At 45.1% G+C, this 22236-nt stretch carries 19 protein-coding genes; 1 reads left to right on the plus strand and 18 read right to left on the minus strand.

The window, feature by feature from the left end:
• The 17 genes from H8R94_RS03520 to H8R94_RS03600 form a co-directional block, all read right to left on the minus strand.
• The gene (locus H8R94_RS03520; protein WP_186853905.1) at positions 1-2115 is read right to left on the minus strand and encodes an aminopeptidase; all 2115 of its coding nucleotides are present in this window, start codon (positions 2113-2115) and stop codon (positions 1-3) included.
• 19 nt (positions 2116-2134) lie between these two features.
• Positions 2135-2461 carry a hypothetical protein gene (locus H8R94_RS03525; RefSeq protein ID WP_186853906.1) on the minus strand — a complete coding sequence of 109 codons (327 nt, stop codon included), beginning with the start codon at positions 2459-2461 and terminating at the stop codon, positions 2135-2137.
• Positions 2451-2891 (minus strand): VanZ family protein, encoded by a 441-nt coding sequence (locus tag H8R94_RS03530; RefSeq protein WP_118280771.1) that lies wholly within the window; start codon positions 2889-2891, stop codon positions 2451-2453. Before H8R94_RS03530 ends, H8R94_RS03525 begins: the two co-directional genes overlap by 11 nt.
• 13 nt (positions 2892-2904) lie before the next feature.
• Positions 2905-3591, minus strand: coding sequence for an orotate phosphoribosyltransferase (gene pyrE / locus H8R94_RS03535; protein ID WP_186853907.1), 687 nt, complete (start codon positions 3589-3591; stop codon positions 2905-2907).
• Positions 3592-3777: 186 nt separating this feature from the next.
• On the minus strand, positions 3778-5631 hold the full coding sequence (locus tag H8R94_RS03540) for an InlB B-repeat-containing protein (protein ID WP_186853908.1): 1854 nt from the start codon (positions 5629-5631) through the stop codon (positions 3778-3780).
• 96 nt (positions 5632-5727) lie between these two features.
• On the minus strand, positions 5728-6189 hold the full coding sequence (locus H8R94_RS03545; RefSeq protein WP_186853909.1) for an anti-sigma-I factor RsgI family protein: 462 nt from the start codon (positions 6187-6189) through the stop codon (positions 5728-5730).
• Positions 6190-6323: 134 nt separating this feature from the next.
• Positions 6324-7760: a helix-turn-helix transcriptional regulator gene (locus tag H8R94_RS03550; protein ID WP_186853910.1), complete on the minus strand. Its 1437-nt coding sequence runs from the start codon at positions 7758-7760 to the stop codon at positions 6324-6326.
• 145 nt (positions 7761-7905) lie between these two features.
• The gene (locus H8R94_RS03555) at positions 7906-8640 is read right to left on the minus strand and encodes a M15 family metallopeptidase (protein WP_186853911.1); all 735 of its coding nucleotides are present in this window, start codon (positions 8638-8640) and stop codon (positions 7906-7908) included.
• Between the two features lie 254 nt (positions 8641-8894).
• Positions 8895-10043 (minus strand): lactaldehyde reductase, encoded by a 1149-nt coding sequence (gene fucO, locus H8R94_RS03560; RefSeq protein WP_186853912.1) that lies wholly within the window; start codon positions 10041-10043, stop codon positions 8895-8897.
• A 402-nt stretch (positions 10044-10445) separates the two neighbouring features.
• Entirely contained in the window at positions 10446-11018 is a 573-nt protein-coding gene (locus H8R94_RS03565) for a GNAT family N-acetyltransferase (protein WP_186853913.1), read from the minus strand.
• The gene (locus tag H8R94_RS03570; RefSeq protein ID WP_186853914.1) at positions 11018-12046 is read right to left on the minus strand and encodes a GGDEF domain-containing protein; all 1029 of its coding nucleotides are present in this window, start codon (positions 12044-12046) and stop codon (positions 11018-11020) included. The genes H8R94_RS03565 and H8R94_RS03570 overlap by 1 nt, the downstream gene beginning before the upstream one ends.
• Before the next feature lie 9 nt (positions 12047-12055).
• Positions 12056-12961 carry a dihydroorotate dehydrogenase gene (locus tag H8R94_RS03575; RefSeq protein ID WP_118280762.1) on the minus strand — a complete coding sequence of 302 codons (906 nt, stop codon included), beginning with the start codon at positions 12959-12961 and terminating at the stop codon, positions 12056-12058.
• Positions 12961-13725: a dihydroorotate dehydrogenase electron transfer subunit gene (locus H8R94_RS03580; RefSeq protein ID WP_118280761.1), complete on the minus strand. Its 765-nt coding sequence runs from the start codon at positions 13723-13725 to the stop codon at positions 12961-12963. Before H8R94_RS03580 ends, H8R94_RS03575 begins: the two co-directional genes overlap by 1 nt.
• A 15-nt stretch (positions 13726-13740) precedes the next feature.
• Entirely contained in the window at positions 13741-14682 is a 942-nt protein-coding gene (gene pyrF / locus H8R94_RS03585; protein WP_178010325.1) for an orotidine-5'-phosphate decarboxylase, read from the minus strand.
• A gap of 44 nt (positions 14683-14726) precedes the next feature.
• Entirely contained in the window at positions 14727-16004 is a 1278-nt protein-coding gene (locus H8R94_RS03590) for a dihydroorotase (protein WP_186853915.1), read from the minus strand.
• 104 nt (positions 16005-16108) lie between these two features.
• Complete coding sequence (locus H8R94_RS03595) at positions 16109-18484, minus strand: ribonucleoside triphosphate reductase (RefSeq protein WP_118280758.1); 2376 nt, start codon at positions 18482-18484, stop codon at positions 16109-16111.
• Positions 18485-18730: 246 nt separating this feature from the next.
• Complete coding sequence (locus H8R94_RS03600) at positions 18731-19711, minus strand: tetratricopeptide repeat protein (RefSeq protein ID WP_186853916.1); 981 nt, start codon at positions 19709-19711, stop codon at positions 18731-18733.
• A 140-nt stretch (positions 19712-19851) separates the two neighbouring features.
• Between H8R94_RS03600 and H8R94_RS03605 the strand changes: the two genes are divergently transcribed.
• Positions 19852-20886 carry an N-acetylmuramoyl-L-alanine amidase gene (locus H8R94_RS03605; RefSeq protein WP_186853917.1) on the plus strand — a complete coding sequence of 345 codons (1035 nt, stop codon included), beginning with the start codon at positions 19852-19854 and terminating at the stop codon, positions 20884-20886.
• Between the two features lie 60 nt (positions 20887-20946).
• Here H8R94_RS03605 and H8R94_RS03610 read toward each other — a convergent pair whose 3' ends face one another.
• A complete protein-coding gene (locus H8R94_RS03610; protein ID WP_186853918.1) occupies positions 20947-22227 on the minus strand; it encodes an HlyC/CorC family transporter in 1281 nt (426 codons plus the stop codon).
• Positions 22228-22236 lie beyond the last annotated feature (9 nt).

Below are 22236 nucleotides of genomic sequence, written 5' to 3' on the forward strand. Positions count from 1 at the left end.
TTATCGTTCCAATTCAACGTTTAATTCCTCGGTTCCCGGCAGGACAAATCTGCCCTGTGAAAGAATGGTGATCTTTCTGCCATCCGCACATTCCACCACGATATCGCCCAACTCATCATAAGGGATGGTAATATCGGTATGACAGTTAAAATATGCCTGGTTCACGGTCTTTGGGTCCTTGCGGAGCAAAGATACGCTATTGTCTCTCGCTACAACTTCCTTACCGTCCGGGTTATACATCGGCACATCTTCCGCATGGGAATAACAGGTATCACCCACAGCAAAATGCGGTCCTGTCTTTTCCGCGATCAGGATCGGCAGTTTGTCCGCAATGTCATAATCTCTTGCCATGCGGTAAGCCGTCGTGTTAGTGCCGATCGCAAACTCGCCCAACGGCAGGGTCTTATGGTGATAAAGGACATTGTCCTGAATGTATTTTTTATTCTCTGCTTCCGTCTCAAAGTTGGCACAGTCATAGGCTGTGATCTTGCCGTCCGTAAATACGACCTCCAGATCTTTGTAACAGAGTTCTCCCAGATAGACCTGGGTCACATGCAGAACACCATTGGTTCCTTCCAGGACCGGAGATGTAAAGACTTCCCCCACCGGAATATTGACATCGGCCACGCAGTTTTCAAAGATCGTCTCTTTTGCAGGATCCGCCAGCGGATGCAGCTGCACCCGGATATCTGTGTGATTGTCTCCACGTCCGGTCACATGTACGCTCTGTCCCTGATCCAGTGCGTCAATGATATGCTGCTGGATGGTCTGGTATTTTTCATAGTCTAAGGTGTTGAGTTCAACGGTCTTGGCAAAGATCTCCTCAAATTGATCGCCGATCGCCGGCAATGGATAGGCAATGATGGTAAAACTGTAGGATTCTCCCGGGATATAGGTGTTGGTGATCTTACCGGATTCCACAGCATTATATACGTTCAGAGAATTCTGCTTGTCGGAATACTTGGCATTTGCCTCCTTGTTGACCGGCGCAAATGGTTCTTCGCCAAAGACTTCCACAACCGCCGGACCGCCAAAGGTCAGTGCCTTGTCTTTTTCCTTTTCAAAGGTGTCACGCATGACTTCCAAGCGGCGTTCTACAAAGGATTTATCAAAATAATATGCCTTATCATCCTTGTGGTCATAATCATACTGACGGTTTGGCGATACACTGTAATAACCACGCTTGCCACCGCCCCTGCCGTAAAGTGAGATCGTCGCCTCACGCAGGATGGTCGTCTTTAAGCCCATGTCTACAAACTGTGCCATGGCAGCCTTTACCATACGCTCCATGCCAAGCGGTGCCTCGATCTTGACCGTCTTTTTCGCATGGATATCCTTGCCAGCCATCTCAAAGCCCTTGCGATAGCCCTCCGTAAAGGTATGCGCCATAGCATCGATCTGATCTTGCGGCATCTTTCGCAGATAATCTGCCATCAAAAGTTCATTCTTACCGACCGGTGCACCGATGCGGTAAAGATAGGCATTGCCGGATAAGTCTGCTTCCTCGATCCATTTGGTAAAGAAATCATAGGATGGATCGATCATTGGCAGAATCGTATCCGGTACAAAACTTTCCGCATAGTCATGATAGAACCAGTAGATCGCATCCTTTACATTTCCTGCAATCCATTTCAAGGATTCCCCGGAGAATGCTCCTGTCTCTGTTCCCATCTCCTGCATTTCTTCCACAAAACAACCGTGGAGTTCTACAAAGAGTTCGTTCCAGATGCAGAGCAGGTCCAGCCTTTCTTCAAAGGCATCCGGTATGGTCGATAACAGATCTGCATAAAGCATGCTGAGCATACCGCCCAGTTCTGCTCCCAGCGTCTCCTCAGCATATTCCGGATTTAAATAAGAAGCCTCATAGACCGCCGGCTCCAATCTGCCATACAAGTCCGCGTGTATCTTTTGCCGTTCCTCTAAGGAAAGCCTCTCATAGGCGCCCTCTGCCACACAGACATATGTCTTTTTTACCAGCCCAAGAAATGCTGCCACTTCTTTAAAATAAGAAGCAAAGGGATCCGGCACCTCCGCATCTTCCTTTAACTGATCTACCCGCTCACTTACCAGAGCAAATCGTTCTTCATATTCTTCCTGTCGCTCTAATTGTCTCATTTTTCTACCCACCTGTCTTTTATCCAATCAGAATACCGATACAATATAAGATCACCCAGCATGCCGTCGCGATCGCCGGAACGACCACTCCAAGGATACGGGATATTTTTTCAAAATTATCATTGCGTGCCATATGCGCTCCTGCCACGCATGTCGCGATCGCCAGGATCATGGCAAGCACCGAGATACCGCCGATGATATTGGCACTGCTGCCATCTGTATTTGCTGCAATAAAAAGTGCCAGTACCAGGATCAAAAGCGATGCCGCCGCTCCCAATGCCGCACCTATGGATGGTGTAGATAAGGGTTTCTTTTTCCCACTATATCTTCTACTTCTACGATTCATGTCTATATTTCCTCCAAACCCGATAACACAGGAAGCCCAGCATACCGCCCAAGGTATTGAGTATCACGTCATCCACATCACAACAGCCCACGCGGCTGAACAACTGGATCACTTCTACCGTGATGGAAAACTCCATGGAAAAAAGTGTTGCCGCCCAGAGATCGATCGGTCGTCTGCTGATACAGGGCAGGAAAAATCCAAAAGGGGCAAAGCCTATGATATTGCCCAGCAGGTTCAAAAGTACCCGCCCGGTTCCAATCGTCTTGTGATATTGGATGTAACGCATGATCTCCCGAAAAGGGATCAGATTGTAGCGATACTCATCCACTGCATTTTCCCGAAATGCCTCTGCAAAAAGCAGAAAATATATCAATAGTCCCATATAGAGGATAAAAGGGATCACATACCGGATCTTGTTTGTCTTGTTCATAAAATAACCATCTTTATCGCACGCCATACTGGTCATAGTATGCGTCGATAGCCGCTTTCATAGAATCGTCAATGACTATTTTACCCTGATGCTCATGATTATATAAGTGTTCTACCACTTCTGACATAGACACAATGGCATTGGTCGCAAAGCCGTAAGTCTCTGCCACTTCATCCAGGGCTGACTTGCTGTGGTCGCCGGAGAGTCCGATCTCCTGACGATTTAAACTTACCATAAGACCTACGATCGTAACGTCACCCTGTGCGCGGACGATTGGAACGGTCTCTTCCATAGACTTACCAGAAGTTGTTACATCTTCAATCATCACAACACGGTCGCCATCTTTGATTTTATAGCCCAAAAGAGAACCCATATCTGCACCATGATCTTTTGCTTCTTTACGGTTGGAGCAATATTTTACTTCTTTTCCATATAAACGATAGAAGGCTTCTGCCGTGATGACTGCCAGCGGAATACCCTTGTATGCCGGTCCGAATAAGACGTCGAAATCTTCGCCGTAAGCATCGTGGATCGCCTTTGCATAATACTCGCCCAGTTTCATCAACTGTGGTCCGCTGACATAAGCACCAGCATTCATAAAAAAGGGAGATTTACGACCGCTCTTTAAGGTAAAATCGCCAAATTTTAAAACATCACTCTCTACCATAAACTCAATGAATTCCTTCTTGTAACTTTCCATATAATCAAGACCTCCTCTGATTCTTATTTTTCCTTTAAACCTTCCACAATTTTACTATAAACTCCCCCGCCTTGCAACCACAGGGATTTTCCCGAACATAAAAAACAGACATCATCACAGGCAAAAAGAATGCCCCCACATTCACTTCTATCTGTGGGAGCATTCTATCAAATCGTCATGTACTTTTTATTTCGTTTTCTTTTTTACGAGCGTTACTGCCATGCATCCGCAAAGACCGGCACCTAAAAGCAGAAGCCATGCGATAGGTAATGAAGTATCGTTTGTCTTTGGCGATGTCGTTGCTGGGGTTGTTGTAGTTGCAGCCACATCTTCATATACCAATGCATAGGTGGAAAATCCATCCGTTGCAAATGTAAATTGTTTTGTATTCGCATCAAACGTTCCGTCAATTACCGTTGCTTTTCCATCATGAATACGAACCATGCGATAAACTCTCTTCACACTGGTATCCGTGTTAATAAATTTATCTGGAATCGTGATGGTTATACCGATTGCACTGCTTGGATCTGTGATATTCCGATCTGCTAAGCCTGCAATCTGAAGCAAAAGATTGATGTCATATGTTTCTGCCATCTTATTCTTGCCAATGACACTTTCGATTAATTTTGCTTCTTTCTCTGTCAATGTCTTAACATTTACATTTGCACCATTTGCAATTGCTTTCTTTTCTGCCGCGGTCAGACCAATGGCATCTAACAGTTCCTTTGTCGTCTGTGAAAATGTTGTCTGTGGTGCACCTGCGCCGGCATTAGCCTGTGTACTATAAACCGGTGTCTTACTCTTTTCTTTCTTTACAATAACGTAGGTAGAGAACTGATTGGTTGCAAAAGAAACCGTTCCGTTGATTGCTGTTGTATCAAGTGCTGTCAGTTTTCCATTGTGGTTTCTCACTACCGTATAATCATAATTGGCATCATAATCCTTCAATGCCAAAGATAATGTGATTGGATTTTCAAATTCCGTAATTCCAGTTTCCCAATTGGTGCCATTTCCTTTGCTGACAACCTGGTTCAAAGAAAGGTCTACCGCCTCTGCTGCTACAGCATCGGAAACAAGAGCTGTGGCTGCTGCTGTGTTGTAATTCGTGTTATCAGATACCTTCAATTCCAGATTTCCGCTGTTTGTAGCATTTGCACCATTTGCAATTGCAGCATTTTTGACTGTATTTCCCGTTGTCACTACGGCATCTTCTGATTTTGTAAAAATGCCTTTGAAGTGAACGCTTGTATCCGGCATGGTAAATGTGAACGTAGATACATCTTTTTGTGCCTCTAACGTAGCGCCGCCATTTAACTGAACTCCCGATAACTGGTAACCATAATCTGGTGTCAGCTTAATGGTAATCTTAGCACCAGGATCTGCTGCAAAGTGTCCGCCATCTTTGTTTCCTGCATTTGCTGCAAAATTGTCCGGATCCTTCGGAAGCTGTGCAACCGGTGTTCCGTTTACTGCAATAATTTCTGCTGTTCCATGCTCCAGATAAGCATCTTTGCCATAACGCACATCGTCATACGCCCATGTGATCGTGTTGACCTTTTTATCAATCTGGATATGCTGTGAGCCAGAGCCATCCAAAACGAGCGGTGCATTTTCGCTAAAGCCTATGCCCGCTACATTTGGCATAAACTGTACCATATAGTTTGCATCGTATTTTACATAGAGAGAAACTTTTGTCACAGATTTGTCAAACTGATAACGTCCATCCGGAGAAACGGTAACCATCTTACTCTTTATCAAATCGTTAATCTTCTGATAAGATGTATCCTCATTCACCTTTACATAAATATTGTTGGCATCATTTCCTGCAGCAATCATTTCACCAAATTTATCTCTTGCATTACCTTCTAAGACAAATTCAATTCCCTGTGATACTGGAGGCTTAGGTGGCTGTGGTGGATTTTCTTCGCCGCCGGAACCACCTTCTGCCAATACTTTTTGTGCTGGAATCATCGTTACCATCAAGAGCAGTGCTAAGACCAGCGATAAAATTCCACGCATCCTTCCTTTTGTTTTTTTCATGTTGTATTCCTCCTTTTGTCGTTTTTTTCTATGTATTGTTATTTTCTTGCATACATCCCATTTTAAAGTGTACCGCTGCCACCACATACAACGCACTTAAAACTGCCACCGCACACAGGACAATCCCGCCTCTTTTTGTGCCATCCTGACTTCTTCACTCATATCCATCGCTGTCGTAACTGTGATATCCTGTTCCTTTGCCGCTTCCGTTACTACACTATCCATTTTTGTCTGTAATTCGGTAGCATTCAAATCGGTCGTACATTCCGTGATGGTAAGTGCTACCGTCTGGTCTTCTTTCATGTAGCCTTTTTCTGCTGCAATAGAAACCACGGTCTGTAATGTCTCGTCTAGTGATTTCCCAGCAAACGATTTCTTGCCATATGCGTCCTTTGCATCTGCATTCAGGCATTCCAATGCCACGACATTTTCATCTTTATCAAGATAAATATTAAATTCAGGATTAATTTTTACATGAATTACAGCCACATACTTCGCATTTTTTAAAAGTGCTGCCACATCATGGTAGAACATGCCAATACAAGACAGAGTAAACAACAAAAAACTCCCACATTACGTCGTCGCATACGCTCACCCTCCAACATCGTATTTACTACTTAATGATGGGTAAAATTCTAGCATATGCGGTCGTAATGTGGGAGTTGACATATGTCTCAAATTGTCAGATTCCTTTATTTTTCCTGCATCCAGGCATAATAAAATTGGAGCAAACCAATTCTTGCCTTGGTATTTGTTTTCTCATTCATATTCGAAAGATGACGGTACAAGGCTGCCCGCGAAATAGCAAGCCGGGTCGCCATCTCTGTCACATTATCTTCTGAATGAAGCATGCACGCAAGCACTTCCACTTCACGTGGTGTTAAGGAAAACTCCTGCGCAAAAAGTGCAAGCAATTCCTCTTCACTTTTCTTATGTGTTTCTAATATCTTTTCTGTTTTTTCTGCTTCCTGTGATAAAATTGCATTTTCCTGTTTCCATCGCATTTGATCCCCATATCTCTGGTATACAAAAATCAGAACACTTGTAATAGCAAATAACACAAGTGCAATGACAATGGTAACATAACTTGGCGAATGTAAAAGTGCCAGTGACATTGAAGCCGTTCCCACCGCACACAGATTGTTGACAGCACGCCCCAGTCCAGCCCATAGTTTTCCCTCTTTCATTGCATACGAAAGACGCATAAAACTGCTGGCAAAATAGATGGAAAAGAAGCCGGCCGACAGATAAAATACAACCAATCCCAATATAAATGGACCACCGCACGTGATCACAACCACGCAAATCGTTGAAAGCATCATCACACAATACATGATGATGTTCTGGTAAGCACCTTTTTTGATATCATATAAAAATCCTGCAAGCAAACCACTGCATGCAAGTAAAAGCCTCGGCCATTGTCCAATATCCGCACCTCCACCAGCATGTACCAATGTCACCGCGTTATCTAATGTTGCAAAAATAAATGTCATGAGAGCGACTATAAAAATCAACAGCATGCCAGTCTTTCGTGCAACACCATCCGCTTCTATGAGCGGATGCGTTTCTCCTTGCGCACCGACCTGCTGTGCTTTTACCATAAACAAACCTTCCATAACAGCAAATGCCAGACATAAGAAAATCACCTGCACTGCTACGGATGAAATACAATTGTTATTGATAAACTGTAATAAAATCCCAAAGGCATAGGCACATCCTACTGTCCGTGCCAAATGCGATTTTTCTGTCTCAATTTCTGTCGCAAAAGTCTGCGCCACCAAATAATGCACACCACTTCCAAAATACCCAAGCAACAAGAATAAAAACAAACCTGCGCGCAATGTATGTCCATAGCCGCTATGAATCCTGATAAAAAAGAACATCAGAATCACAGCAGCACTGCTCATGCTCCAAAACAGTTGCTTTATCTTTGCCGGTAACATTTTTTCCATTGGTGCATACAACAAAAATCCAAGCACACTACTACCTAAAATATAGTTCTGTGCTAAGACCACACCATCTGCATCTGTCACAAAAGCCATCATATTATCAAAATAGTATTCTGCACCAAGAAATACAAAGTAAAAAATTCCTAGCATTAAAATGGATTTCACAGTACCTTTTTTCATATCATTCATCCTACCATTCCATAAGAGCCAGCCACTTGGTCTGACTCTATCCTTATTTATACCCCCTATTTATTGAAACAACATGAAATCATTATAACGCAGTTTCCAAAGATACCAAAGGAATTTATTCTATATAATTGTTAAATTATGGTTCGAAATCACAGGCTTCGTAGGCTGTTGTATCGGAATAGTCCCACCATTCTCCCGCATAACCTACAAAACCACATTCTGTCATCACACGCTCCATCATTCTAGCGTTTCCTGCCGCTGTTTCCGGCACATCACTGTAATCACGGTCGGCTTTGAGGGAAAAATCGTCAAAACCGGTCGGCATTTCCACCTCATTTCCATCGAATGTAACAAGCGTCATGTCAATTGTCCCTCCAAGGTTATGTGCTTTCATACCATTGGCTGGGTTTGCAACATAACGTGGATTTGGACAGACTTGCCACAACTTTTCCTGTGCCGCAAACGGACGATAGGCATCCCATATTTTTATGTAATATCCCATAGCTTTGAATTTTTCCTGTGCCACTGCGAGTTTTTTTACTGTTCCATAGCGCAAATAGGCATCCTTAAAATCGTAGATGACCGTACCGGTAAAATTATCTGCTGTGGCATACTTAAGATCCACCACAATATCCGGAATATAATCTGTAATTTTCACGAAGTCTGTATCTGCAGGTTCTGGTAACTGTTCTGGAAGTTGCTCTGCTTGCCGACTTTCCCTTTCTATTGATGTTTCTTTTTCCTGTTCGACCTTTTTTCCCTCTGTCCTTTGCACAGTTTGATATCTGCCATAGAAGATGACTCCTATCGTAAGACCAATCAGGACTACCTCAAGAAACAGAAACCCTCGTTTCTTTTTTCGCAAATTCATCTAACATCCTTCCACATGATCTGAGCCATTGCAGGCTCTTGTCACGTCATTGCTTGTCACATATTGATTATAATAGACCAATTCCACATCAGCAACCTAACAATAGAAATCGTCCACTTGTATGTGAAAAAACGTTTGCTAAACCCAAAACCGATTGGCTCTTTGTGAACCAATCGGGCTATAATTCCAAAAAAGTACACTCATCTTAGTATAGGATGAGTGTACTTTTTGCGGTGTTACAAACTAGTTACAGACTAAAGAAGTGATTCATAAAGTTTTGTGATCTCCTCTACACTTGTCTCTCTTGGGTTACCCGGTCTGCATGCATCATCATATGCTGACTGTGCCAGGAATGGAATATCTTCCTTCTTTACAATATCCTTTAAGTCTGCCGGGATACCAACATCTGCTGACAACTTCTTGACAGCATCAATAGCAGCCTTTCTGTACTCTTCCTGTGTCATATCGTCAACACCTTCTACCCCCATAGCGCGGGCAATCTCACGATACTTTTCGCCAGATACCGGTGCATTATACTCCATACCTGTTGGCAGGATAATAGCATTTGCCACACCATGTGGTGTATCGTAAAGTGCGCCCAAAGGATGCGCCATAGAGTGAACAATACCAAGACCTACATTAGAAAATCCCATACCAGCAACATACTGTCCCAAAGCCATATCTGCTCTGCCTTCCGGTGTGTTCTCAACAGCAGCACGGAGAGATCTTGAGATAATCTCGATTGCCTTTAAGTGGAACATATCGGACAACTCCCATGCGCCTGCTGTAATATATCCCTCGATCGCATGTGTCAGTGCGTCCATACCGGTTGCAGCGGTAAGTCCCTTTGGCATACTTGCCATCATCTCAGGATCTACAAAGGCAACAACCGGAATATCCTTAGGGTCTACACATACCATCTTACGGTTTTTCTCTGCATCTGTGATAACATAGTTGATGGTAACCTCTGCTGCGGTTCCTGCAGTTGTTGGCACTGCAAAAATAGGAACACATTTATTCTTTGTAGGTGCAACGCCTTCAAGACTTACAACATCTGCGAATTCCGGGTTCTTAATGATGATACCGATTGCCTTCGCTGTATCCATGGAAGATCCGCCACCAATTGCAACGATATAATCAGCGCCGGATGCCTTGAATGCTTCCACACCGGTCTTTACATTCTCAACCGTTGGGTTTGGTTTGATGTTTGAGTAGAGTTCATAAGCGATCTTTGCCTCATCCAGTACGTCAAGCACTTTCTTGGTTACACCGAACTTTACCAGATCAGGATCTGAGCATACAAATGCTTTCTGAAATCCCCTTCCCAATGTTTCTGTTGCAATCTCTGCGATTGCTCCTGCACCATGATAAGATGTCTCGTTCAACACAAATCTGTTTGCCATAATAAAAAACCTCCTAATTTTGTTAAAATACCCAATTCTTCCGAACTGTCTTTTTCTACATTTTAACGCAATCCTGAGGTTTTACAAGTAAGTTTGATATTTTTTTGACAATGGACAAAAATGGTTTTCTTTTTTGCAAGAGAGGACACTTTTAGGAAAAGTAATCACAGTCTCCTTCTGCCCCTACTGCCTTCAAGGATTTCTTTTTTGGAGGCGCCCTGTCTCATCTGCTCGTATCTCTCTGCTTTCTTTTCTCTTGTAAACATATTCCCAAAACCGTCCTTTCGATTGCTTCTCGGTTTTCCTCTATTAAATCACGTTCACTTTACCATAAATAGCAGGACAAAAAACGGACACAATCATGCGTCGATTGTGTCCCAAAAATTCCTATTCTATTCTCTTTCACTCCACAGTCCGGTAGGGCTTGATCTCTGTCATCCCCTTTTTATGTTCTCCTAAGAACTTTTCCAGTGTTGTCATGTGATACCAGCGGTCAAATTTATATCCGCTGTAATGCTGGGTTCCAGCAATGTGATAACCCATTTTCTGATGGAATTTCAGACTATCAAAGGTCAGGTAGTCATCTTCTGTCTCAGGCTCTGCGACCAGCGCGTAACAATTGACCACTCCCTGCTTTTTCAAAGCCGCTTCCAGTGCTTCATACAAAATACAACCCAATCCACCGCGCCTTTTTTCCTGATGGATATAAATAGACACCTCCACATCCCAGGCAAAAGCAGCTCTTTCATGATAGCGGTGGGCATAGGCATACCCAAGAATCTGACCATTACACTCAGCGACCAGATAGGGATACCACGCTTGAATACTACAGATCCGGTCAGTAAACTCTGCCACTGAAGGGACTTCTGTTTCAAAGGTGATCGCCGTATTCTTCACATAATAAGCATAAATTTCACACAAGGCCTCTGCATCCGAAACCCTAGCCTCTCGCACGCATATTTTCTTTTCATCCATCACATAATCACCTGATTTCCACCGTTGTATCTGGCAAGTTGTAACTTTTGCTCTGCTCTCTCAAACCAATCCTGCATCTCCATGCTATCTTCATAGACAGCCACGCCTCCGGACACCTGCAGTAAGCACTCCTCGGTCATATCCAACACCTGTGTCTGCTGGATTTTTTCAAGCAAGTGGTCCAGTTTTTCTCTGCTTTCTGAAACATTTCTTCCGCCGATGGTAAATTCATTGCTATCCCATCTGGCGCAGGTGCAATCCGGCATCCGTCTCTGCATGCAATTTGCAATTTCGATCAGCGCCTGATCTGCCGCCACATGCCCATAGGTCTGACGGATCCACTCGTAATTATCCAGTTCCAATACAGCGATCCAACATTCTGTGGCATTCTCGCCTTTTATTGCTGCCCGGACGACATCCTGCATGCCATAGCGATCCAAAAGCCCGGTCATTGCATCTGTCTGTGCTAACTGACGCAAATTCTTTTCCATAGAATAAGAGTAGCGCGTCATGACATAGGCTAAAATGATCGGAATGACAAAGGCTAAGATCAAAATAGATAATTTTGTGTAAAAATTTACCCATTCCGGCAAGACATAAACCGCCTTGTGATATCTGTCTATAAATTCAATGCAGATATAACTTATCATATATATTACACTGTAAAGGATCCCGTGCGCACTGCGTCCACGCAATTTCAGCGAGAAATAATCTGTATAGAAAAAGACGATTGGCATGCCAAGCAAAGTGATCTGTAGTCCACAATCCGTCCCCACAAAATAAGCTGCAAAGATCATGTGTACCATGACTTCGATCCCTACAATGCTGATAAACCAATCTATCTTTTCTTTTTGTATGATCCAGAAACTGATAATATAGATCAATACACTCAAAAAATTCAGGTTTCGCATTTCCACGACGTCTAAGGCATGGAAATAGAAAATAAACCATGTATGAATAATGAGCAGGGAAAAACTAAGGATGCGTGCAGACTGCATTGCTACTTTTTTATTAAAAAAACGATCCATACCCGCTCCTTAATGTACCGCTCCGATCAGATCCTGCACATTTTCCACATGCATACGTTTCATATAATCTTCGATGCCATCTGCGATCTCAAGGGTTGCCATCGGGTTATAGAAATTGGCGGTTCCTACCGATACCGCTGTAGCACCTGCTAAGATCATCTCGATCGCATCCTCGGCATTTTCAATACCACCCATACCAATGATCGGAAGTTTCACTGCCTGTGCCACCTGATAGACCATGCGTACCGCGATCGGATGCACTGCCGGTCCGGACATACCGCCTGTCTTATTTGCCAATGCAAAAGTCTGGCGATTGATATCAATCTTCATACCGGTCAGGGTATTGATCAAAGAAAGGACATCTGCACCGCCTGCTTCTGCCGCGCGTGCCATCTCCGTAATGTCTGTTACATTCGGGCTGAGTTTCATAATAACCGGCTGTTTTGCATGCTTTTTCACTTCTTTGGTGATCGCCTCTACCGCCTTTGGATCCTGTCCAAAAGCAATACCGCCTTCTTTGACGTTCGGGCAGGAAATATTGATTTCCAACATATCCACACGCTTTTCCTGTCCCAGACATTCCACAACCTCCAGATAATCTGCCGTAGTCTTTCCACAGACATTAACGATCACCTTGGTATCATAGCCTTCCAAAAAAGGCAGATCTCTCTGGCAGAAAACATCAATGCCCGGATTTTGCAGTCCGATGGCATTGAGCATACCACTGCGCACTTCCGCCACACGCGGTGTCGCATTGCCCGGCCACGGCACATTTGCCACGCCCTTTGTCACGACCGCACCCAGACGGTTCAGATCTACGAACTCACTATATTCGGCTCCGGATCCAAAGGTTCCTGATGCCACCATGACTGGATTTTTTAAGGTTACCCCTGCTAAATTTACCTGTGTATTCATTAGAGTTCCACCTCCTCAGCCAGAAATACCGGACCATCCTTGCAGACCCTTGCATTATGCACATGAGAATGTGCATCTACTTCCTTGGTCTGGCAGACACAGCCCAGACATGCACCAATGCCGCAAGCCATCCGCTCTTCCATAGAAATATAGCACTTGATGCCCTTTTCTTCCGCAAACTTCTTAACGGCAGCAAGCATAGGCTTTGGACCGCAGGCATAGATGACATCCCCAGTCACATTCTTTTGCCGTAAGACATCCACGACCGTACCGTGTAGCCCTACCGAGCCATCATCCGTTGCGATCTCCACCTGTCCGTATGATTCAAATTGCTCTTTTAAAAACAACTGATCATCCCGATAGCCCAGAACGATTGTTGAATCCTGTTTTAATTGTTTTGCTAATTCTAACATCGGAGGTACGCCGATACCGCCACCGATTACGATTGGATGCTGACCTTCGAGTGGAAAGCCATTTCCCAAAGGTCCCAGAATCCTGACCTGTTCGTCTGTCTGCAGTTTGGAAAATTCTTTTGTTCCTTTTCCTGCCAGCCGGTAGACCAGACGAATGGCGTTTCTGTCGGTATCGATCTGACAAATGCTGATCGGTCTCGGTAAGAGGCGGCTTCCTTCCCCACAATAAAGGGATACGAACTGTCCCGCTGCCGCTTCCTTTGCAACATTGGTGGCCAGCCACATACTGTAGACACTTTCTGCCAATATGGTCTGTTCTAATACGGTTGCCATTTCCTGAATCTTTGCCATAACATGTACTCCTTGTTAATTTAATGCTGACTTAATATCCGCAATCATGGCTTCAACTGCCATACGACTCGCATCTGCAAAATTCTCTTCCGTAATGCCCTTTGCCTGATACTGTTCCTGCTTATAGGCTGCGATGATACCACGGGAGGAATTGACGATAGCGCCCAGACCATCCTTGTCAAAGAAATGTACCAGATCTGCACCCTTGCCGCCCTGTGCGCCATATCCCGGAACCAGGATATAAGACTTTGGCATCAATTCACGCAATACCTTTCCCATTTCCGGATAGGTGGCTCCTACAACAGCACCGACATAACTGTAGTCATCACCCATGCAGTCGCTACCCCATTTATCAACCATCTGTCCGACAAATTCATATAGAGGTCTCTGCTTGCCCTCATCATCCGTGATCACGCGATCCTGAAATTCTCCACTGGACGGATTGGAGGTCTTGACCAATACAAAGATTCCCTTTTTCTCCTCTTTGCAGACTTTGACAAACGGCTCAATGCCATCACTGCCCAAATATGGATTGACAGTCGCAAAGTCCTCATCAAATGGTGTCAGCACCTTACTTCCTACGGCGACTTGACCCAAATGCGCTGTCGCATAGGCTGCGGATGTGGAACCGATATCTCCACGTTTTACATCACCGATCACGACCAGATCCTTTTCGTGGCAGTAGTCTACGGTCTTTTTAAAAGCTGCAAGCCCCGGCAGTCCGAACTGCTCGTACATAGCGATCTGTGGCTTTACCGCAGGGATCAGATCATAGGTTGCATCTACGATTGCCTTGTTGTATGCAAAAATGGCATCTGCCACTGCCTCTAAAGACTCACCCTTTTCTGCCACGGCTGCATCCAGCAGGTGCGTTGGCAGATAAGAAAGCATAGGGTCTAAGCCGACCACGATCGGTGCGCCTGTCTTTTTAATTTTTTCATTTAACTTGTTGATCATATCTCTATCCTCACTCTTTTTATTCTTTTCCTATGATACCCCAGTTACTTCTGATAAACAATACGTCCATCCAAAATCGTACCAACCACACGACCGGTCACTTTTCTTCCCTCAAACGGCATATTCTTTCCCTTGCTGGCAAATTCTGCTGCATTGATTTCGTAAGTATCCTTTGGATCAAAGATCGTGATATCTGCAAGGCGTCCTACGCTGATATCTCCCTTGTTAATGCCAAGGATACGCGCCGGGTTGGTACTCATTTTCTCTGCCATACCCATCGGGGTCAGGTAACCTGTTTTTACAAGTTCGGTAAAGGTAAGTGCTGCTGCCGTCTCCATACCTACTATGCCAAACGGTGCGCTCTTTAGATCTTTTGCCTTTTCCTCTGCCGTATGCGGTGCATGGTCGGTAGAGATCACTTCCATAATGTCGTCGCGCAGACCTGCCTTTAAGGCGTCCACATCCGCCTTGGTACGCAGTGGCGGGTTCATCTTATAATTGGCATCCCCTTCCACAATATCATCTTCCGTCAGTGTAAAATGATGCGGACATACTTCACCGCTGACCTTGATACCCTTTTTCTTGGCATCACGCACCAACTCTACCGATTCCTTGGTAGAGCAGTGACAAAGGTGGAGTCTTGCACCGGTCTCCTCCGCCAGCATGATGTCACGGGCTACGATCACGTTCTCTACGGCATTGGAAATACCGGATACGCCAAGTTCCTTTGACTTATTTCCTTGATTGATGACACCGCCCTGCACCAGATTGATGTCCTCGCAATGTGCCAGTACCGGGATGTCTGCCTTTGCTACGATCTTCATGGCTTCCCGGTAAAGTCCCGAATCCATAACGCTCTTGCCGTCCTCGGAGATTGCCGGGATACCGGCTTTTATCATGCCGGATAGGTCTGACAATTCCTTACCCTCCATGCCTTTTGTCACAGAACCCACCTGCAATACATGGGTCAGCCCGACCTCTGCTGCCTTATCATGCACATAGTGGATGACTTCCGGGCAATCGGCGACCGGCTTGGTATTTGGCATGGCAACGATCGTGGTATATCCCCCATGTGCTGCTGCCCGCGATCCGGTCTCAATGTCTTCTTTTGCGGTAAGTCCCGGGTCGCGCAGATGCACATGCAGATCGATAAATCCCGGAAAAACATAGCAGCCGCTGGCGTCGATCACCTGATCGTCCGCTCCTGCCGCCAGATCCTTTTGCATCTTTGTCACGCGATCTCCTTCCACATAAAGATCCATGACCTCATCCGTTCCTGTCGGTGGATTTAAAATGTGTCCGTTTTTGATTAAAATTCCCATCTTTCACTCCTGTTCACAGGGACGTTCCTTTTGCCACAAGGATTGCCCCCTTTGGTCTTTTTTAAAAAGAAGGGACGAAAGGTTATGCCTTCGCCCCTCAAATGCTATTGTTGTACCAGTGTCTCATCCACAAACTTTTGAATGTTGGATGCGTTCACATATTTCTTGGTATGTTCTCCGTCTACCACAACAAGCGTCGGTGCCTGCATAACACCATACTGCTGTGTCAGTTCCACATTTTCCTCTGCGTCGATCACAACGTATTCCTGATCCTTTAAGATCTCCTTTGCCATGGCGCAGTTTGGACAAGTCTTTGTGGTAAAGAGATATTTTACACTATGCAAAGGCTGGATCTTGACATCATCTTCCGTGATTGTCACCAAACTCTTTGCCGGCTTTTTCAAAACAGACTTCTTGATGTCATATAACTTTCTGTTCTTGTATTCCTGGGTCTTACCCTCGTTCCAGTTCTGTACCGGACGATAGTAGCCTGTGATACGGGAATATACTTCTGCCTTTGCTCCACAATGCGGGCAGGTAAAATGCTCGCCTGCGATATATCCATGCTCCTTACATACAGAATAGGTCGGAGACAAGGTGTAATACGGCAACTTGTAATTTTCCGCGATGGTGCGAACCAGTTTTGCCGCTGACTCCCATGTGTCTAACTTTTCACCCAGGAATGCATGGAATACGGTTCCTGAAGTGTAAAGGGTCTGCAAGTCATCCTGAATATCCAATGCGTCAAAAATGTCGGATGTGTATTCTACCGGCAAGTGTGAACTGTTGGTATAGAAAGGTGTATCTCCTTCCTTGCCTGCCGTCTTGATATCCGGGAACTGTGCAACATCATGCTTTGCCAGACGATAAGTCGTAGACTCAGCCGGTGTTGCCTCCAGATTGTAAAGATCACCGTATTCTTCCTGGTAATCAGACAGGCGCTCGCGCATATGGTTGAGGACGTCCTTGGTAAACTGCTGTGTCTCTTCATGTGTCAGATCCATGCCAAGCCACTTTGCATTGAGTCCCACTTCGTTCATACCAATCAGACCAATCGTTGAAAAATGGTTGTCAAAGGTTCCCAGATAACGCTTGGTATATGGATAAAGACCTTCATTTAAAAGTTTGGTGATGACACCACGCTTGATCTTTAAGGATCTTGCGGCAATATCCATCATATGATCCAGTCTTGCATAAAAGTCTGCCTCGTCCTTTGCCAGATATGCGATACGCGGCATGTTGATCGTAACAACGCCAACAGATCCGGTACTTTCACCTGAGCCAAAGAAACCACCGGATTTCTTGCGGAGTTCTCTCAAGTCCAGACGCAACCTACAGCACATAGAACGCACATCGCTCGGCTCCATGTCACTGTTGATATAATTTGAAAAATATGGTGTGCCGTATTTTGCGGTCATTTCAAAGAGCAGTCTGTTGTTCTCGGTATCAGACCAGTCAAAATCTCTGGTAATAGAATAAGTAGGGATCGGATACTGGAATCCACGACCATTGGCATCGCCCTCGATCATGATCTCAAGGAATGCACGGTTGACCATATCCATTTCCTTCTTGCAGTCCTTGTACTTAAAGTCCATTTCCTTGCCGCCGACGATAGCAGGTAATTCTGCAAGATCTGCCGGAACGGTCCAGTCCAAAGTAATGTTGGAGAATGGTGCCTGTGTTCCCCAACGGCTCGGTGTATTTACTCCGTAAATAAATGCTTCGATACATTTTTTCACTTCGCGGTAGGTCAGATTGTCTACCTTTACGAATGGTGCCAGATAGGTGTCAAAAGAAGAGAAAGCCTGTGCTCCTGCCCATTCGTTCTGCATGATGCCGAGGAAGTTTACCATCTGATTGCAAAGCACGGATAAATGTGCTGCCGGAGCAGATGTGATCTTGCCGGAAATACCGCCCAGACCTTCCTGAATCAACTGCTTCAAAGACCAGCCTGCACAATAACCGGTCAACATAGACAGATCATGGATGTGGATGTCCGCATTGCGGTGTGCCTCTGCGATCTCCTCATCATAGATCTCGGAAAGCCAGTAATTTGCCGTCACTGCGCCGGAATTGCTTAAGATCAGACCTCCTACAGAATAAGTAACGGTAGAATTTTCCTTTACACGCCAGTCTTCCACCTTTACATAACTATTGATAACGTCCTTGTAGTCTAAGATCGTAGACTTCATATTACGCATCTTTTCACGCTGCTTACGATACAGGATATATGCCTTAGCGACCTCGGTATAACCGGTCTGCTCCAAAACGGTCTCAACACTGTCCTGGATTGCCTCTACCGATACCTTTCCGTCCTTGATCTTATCCTGAAAATGCGCAGATACGCGCAAAGACAATAAACCAATGATATCATCATTATAAGACATCTGTGTCGCATCAAATGCCTTGGCGATCGCATCATTGATCTTCCCCAAGTTGAACTCTGTTACTTGTCCATCCCTTTTCACAACTTCAAACATTTCCTAATCCACCTTTCAAAATTCCTTGGTTCTCCAAACTCCATACATGTAAGCGACATGTTTCTCGTTCAAACGCTATTTATGTACAAATTCTATCAAAATATGGTGCATGGGTCAATATCATTTCACTATATATAGTATTTTCGTCATTTTGACGACAAATACAAAAAATCCCCATGAAAAGCCGATTTCATGGGGTATTTTGTCACTTATTCATTTTGCATTTAATAAATCAATGCAAAAATTTTATCTAGTTTGTAGAAAAGTCTGCTCTCTTAAGGCTGCCTGATCCGTCGGATATTTTGCCAGATATTCTGTCATCTTCTCCTTGGCACTGCTAAAATCGCCTGTGTATTCCAGTGCTACGATCTCCCCCTTGAGCAGATCCTGCATCGCGGTATCATCTTCTTTTTTGATGCCTTCCTGATAATACTCCAATGCCTTGTCATAATTGCCCGCCTTGATCTCCATATTACCAAGAAGTGCCAGTGCCTCTGCCGAAGGCTTTTCTTCCTTGACATACTCTGCTAAAAGTTTGGATGCGCTGTCGCTGTCCCCGGATGCCTCATAAGTCTCTGCCAGATAGACCTTAGCGTCTGACGTCTTCTTCTCTACTGCCGTCTGCAAATATTCGATCGCCTGCTTATAGTCTCCCTGCTCCAGATAGATCCGTCCTTTGCCCAGATAGTCCTCACCGCTTTTTCCTTCCAGAGCCAGTGCCTCATCCAAGAAATTATCGCCCTCATCTTCCATCCCGGAGGCTTTCAGATTCTGGCTGATCAAAATATATAATTCGTAATTGCTGCCGGCGCGCTTGACCGCCTCTTCATAGTCTTTGATTGCCTTTTCCTTCTCGCCCTCGTTCAGATAAACGCTGCCCCGTAAAAAGCAGGGACGATAATCGGTCTCATCATAATCAACGATCGAGTCATAGACGGCTATGGCTTCCTTTAGATTGCCCTGTGCATACTCTGCTGCCGCCTTATAAAAACAGATATCCACGACATTCGCATCCACTTTTGCACCGGATAACTGCAATGCCGCATCAAAGGATTCTACCGCTGTCTTGTAATCTGCCGACTGCATGGCAGTAATGCCTGCCTCTTTCTTTTCTTCCATCTGCTGTGTCGTCTTGCTGCCACATGCACTCAAAAGCCCCAGACACAAAGTCAGACCAAGGGTTGCCCCCGCCAGACGTTTTATGACATTTTTGCATTCTTTACACATTTTAAAAAACTTCCTTTTATCTTGCATTTCATCTTTTTTCACTCCATTTATCATACCAAAACTATAGTTTTTTGTATAGAATGGTTCACATTTTATTTGTGTTCGCATAGGCTATTAAAAACATATGCAAAGGTTTTCTCATGTCAAAGACCATCATTATAGATCCGGGCCATGGCGGTTTCGACCCCGGTGCCGTCTATGAAAACAGAAAAGAAAAAGATGACAACTTGAGATTAGCCCTGGCAGTAGGTCAGGAATTACAAAACGCAGGATATCAGATCATCTATACACGCACAGACGATCGTTACGATTCACCTTACGACAAAGCGCAGATCGCAAACTCTGCGGGTGGGGATCTGTTTTTATCCTTCCATCGTAATTTTGCCGAAACTCCAGATCTCTATCAGGGTGTGCAAGCCCTTGTATATGATAAAAATCCTCTGGCGCTCCGCGTTGCCAAAAATGTCAATGAAAACTTGGAGGAGATCGGATTTAAAAATCTGGGCATTGAATCCCGCAAGGAACTCGTTGTGCTCCGCCGCACTTCCATGCCTGCTGTTCTCTTAGAAGTCGGCTTTATCAATTCCAAAGAGGACAACCGACTTTTCGATGAGAATTTTGATGCTATTGCCCGCGCCATTGCAGATGGTGTGATGGCTGCTCTGCCACTGCGGACGACACATGCCCCGACGGCTTCTACAGAGCAGGTTCCCCCTATACCGCAGACCACTTCTGATGCTTCTCAGACGACTTCCGGTAAAACAAACCAAATGAGTGCAGATGCGCAACATGCTCCTGTGGAGGCAGCCTCTGCACCTGTGGAAAAGGCACGATCCATCGCACCGGAAGCCAGTCCGTCCGATCCGGTGGCTGACATGCGCCGGCAGCTTGCCGATGCGTCCTGTGAACCACTGCCCATGCCGGAAGAAAAACCAATGCCTCGTATGTGGTATTATGTGCAGGTTGGTCTTTTCCGCTATCCGGAGAATGCGGTCTACCTGATGGAGCAATTAAAGGGGCAGGGATATTCCGCAGTCTGGAAACGCATCGGCGGACTGATCGCCATCTGGGTCGGCCCTGTCGATAACTTGGACGAAGCCGTTGTCCTGCAGAGAAAACTGCAAAATGACGGCTATGAGACATTGATCGTCACCGATGACTATATCGGGAAGTAATAAAAATGCCAGAACCTGTTTTGATCCGGTTCTGGCATTTCTTTTCTCATTTTATGTTTTCTATACTTCTTCTGCCTTTTCCTCGTCCGACTTTGGCAGTTTGATATGCACTTTGGTGATACGCTTCTTATCCACGCCCTCTACCCGAAGTATCACACCATCCCCGGTCACATAGACTTCTCCCTTTTGTGGGAAATGATCGAAAAGCCCGGTCAGATAACCACCGATGGTATCATAATCTTCTGAGGTAAAGGCAAGGTGCAGTTCATCACACAGATCTTCCAGATTCATAGAACCAAGGACATCATACTCCCTGTCGCTGATCCGGATGAGATCGTCTTCCTCATTTCCGTCAAATTCATCACGGATTTCGCCCACCAATTCTTCCAGGAGATCTTCTAGGGTCACAAGTCCTGCCACTGCACCGTATTCATCCAGCACGATTGCAAGGCTTAAGCGCTCCTTTCGCATCTCCTCAAACAATTCCGAGGTATTCTTCTGTTCATAGGTAAAATATACTTTTCGCAGATAATCACGGATGGAAAAATCCTCTCCGCGCGGTGCTAGGATCATATCCTTCATATTGATCAGACCGATGATATTGTCCGTGTCTCCCTCATAGACCGGCAGTCGCGTGAACATATCCTCTTTAAAAGTTTCCACTAATTTGTCATAGGACCAGTTCACATTGACCATGGTCATATCAATACGGGGTATCATGATCTCCTTGGCGGTCGCATCCGTAAAATCAAAGATGTTATGGATATACTCTCGTTCTTCTCCCTCAATCTCGCCACTCTCATGGCTGGCATCTACCATGATGCGCAATTCTTCCTCGGTAATGGCTCCCTCATTCTGGTTGGGATCTACGCGAAGCAGACGTAAAAATGCCAAAGATAACTTGTTGATTAAAAAGATCACCGGTGTCAAAATCACCATTAAGCCCCAAATGATCTTTGCATAAGACAAAGATATCTTGGTCGCATTGAGTGTTGCCAGTGTCTTCGGCGAGATCTCACCAAAGATCAGGATCAGCAGGGTCAAAAGTCCTGTTGCTACCCCTGCGCCCACACTGCCCAACAGGCGTATGGCAAGTGTCGTTGCCAGTGATGATGCTGACAGGTTGACTACATTATTGCCGATCAGTATCGCCGACAGCATCTTTGCCGAATCATCTGTTACCTTGAGCACACACTGTGCCCGCTTATCGCCATCTTCTGCCATAGATTTCATTTTGATCTTGTTGACGGTTGTCAGCGCTGTTTCCGCAGAAGAAAAGAACGCAGATAAAAGTAAAAGAACAACCAAGATCACTAACTGAAGTATCGAGACGGTATCCAAAAAACATCA

Origin of the sequence: Roseburia lenta, from assembly GCF_014287435.1 — a bacterium.
GTDB lineage: Bacteria > Bacillota > Clostridia > Lachnospirales > Lachnospiraceae > Pararoseburia > Pararoseburia lenta.